At 68.8% G+C, this 1,489-nt stretch carries 2 protein-coding genes; one reads left to right on the top strand and one right to left on the bottom strand.

Annotated elements, in window-relative coordinates; all coding sequences use genetic code 11:
- Positions 1-205 (bottom strand): hypothetical protein (locus DD1DGNOD_RS27900; RefSeq protein ID WP_206443048.1); only part of this gene is annotated, 205 nt, incomplete at its 3' end.
- Between the two features lie 316 nt (positions 206-521).
- On the opposite strand from DD1DGNOD_RS27900, the gene DD1DGNOD_RS09390 reads away from it, so the two are divergent.
- A complete protein-coding gene (locus DD1DGNOD_RS09390) occupies positions 522-1,403 on the top strand; it encodes a LysR substrate-binding domain-containing protein (RefSeq protein WP_131766249.1) in 882 nt (293 codons plus the stop codon).
- Positions 1,404-1,489 lie beyond the last annotated feature (86 nt).

Raw genomic sequence — 1,489 nt, 5'->3', positions numbered from 1 at the left:
CCGGTGAAAGGTAGAAGGTGAGGGGTGGTGGCGTGGGGCGGAGCCCGACCCGGAGCGGAACCCGGCCCGACAGCGCCAGGCGCATGCCACCGACCGGTATGGGCCAGACCCGACCGACGGCGGAGGTGCCGTGGACGGGTGGGAGATCAGCGCCCCGCGCCGCCGAGCGGTCCAGGCGGTTCGAGCAGCCCGGACGGTCGGTCACGGATCACCGACGGATCACAGACCGCCCGGTCAGGCCAAGCGGTGGCGGGCTTGGGTCAACAGGCGGGACAACACATAGGACAACAACAGGAGGCGACCGTCCCGAAGTCGATGACGCGCCTGCGGGTCAGGACGTGCCGCGCGATCCGGCGTCGCGGCGGGCGGCAGAAAGCAGTACGGAATGTAAGCACTCCGTTCTGCTGCGCACCCCATTTCCCGACCATGCCCATCAGAATGGTGCCGTTTCCTGCCGATGTCCAACGCGGATCCACGATCGGACCCATTACGAAATGAAATCAATCGCGCTATCGTGCACTGTGCCCCCCGTGCTGGACCTCACAGCCTTACGCAGTCTCACAGCGATCGCCGACTGCGGAGGGTTTCGCCGAGCCGCGGAGGCGCTGTGCATCTCGCAGTCAGCGGTGAGCCAGCACGTGCGCCGTCTGGAGAAAGCGATCGGCCGTCCGCTGGTCACGCCGAGCGGCCGCAGCACACGCTTCACTCCCGATGGTGAACTACTCGTCGCCGTGGGGCGACGGATCCTCACCCTGCACGACGACGCGCTTGAACAACTGGGCGTGGACGCGCCGACGGGTCAGTCGACGATCACCATCGGATCGACCGAACACGCCGCCGACCACCTGCTCCCGCTGGTGATGTCGGCACTCACCGCCGAATTCCCCGACGTCCAGGTCAGGTTCCGGCTGGATCGGGGAGCCCGCATCAACGAGGCGCTCGACCAGGGCAGCATCGATGTCGCCGTGCTCATCGGAGAGGGGCGTACCGCCACGGCCCACCCCGCCGGTCGGCTGCCCCTGGCCTGGTTCGCGGCCACCCACTGGACCGCGCCCCCGCCGGACAGGCCGCTGCCGCTGGTGGCCATCGACGATCCGTGCACCATTCGCAGCCAGGCATTACGCGTGCTGGCACAGGCTGGGCGCACGGCCTCGGTCGTCGGTGAGGCGGGATATCTCGCCGGTGTGCTGCACGCGGTCCGTGCCGGCGTCGGCGTCGCGCTGCTCGCCGACGTCGGAGCAGTGCCGCAGGGACTCCAACGACGTGACGACCTGCCCGCGGTCGACCCCGAACCGCTTCATGTACGCGCTCGCCGCAGCGCCCACCCACGATTGACGCATCTGATCGAGGAGGCGGTACGCACAGCGCTGAACGAACGTCTGCACACGCCATCCCCCGGCTGACACAGCATCAGGTCCGGACGTCCCACACCGTGGCAGCGACCTCAGCCCACACCGGTTGGCAGCCCACACCGGTTGGCAGGCGGCGG

This window comes from Candidatus Protofrankia californiensis (genome assembly GCF_900634765.1).
GTDB classification, from domain to species: domain Bacteria; phylum Actinomycetota; class Actinomycetes; order Frankiales; family Frankiaceae; genus Protofrankia; species Protofrankia californiensis.
This window is presented reverse-complemented; position numbering and strand designations above follow the sequence as displayed.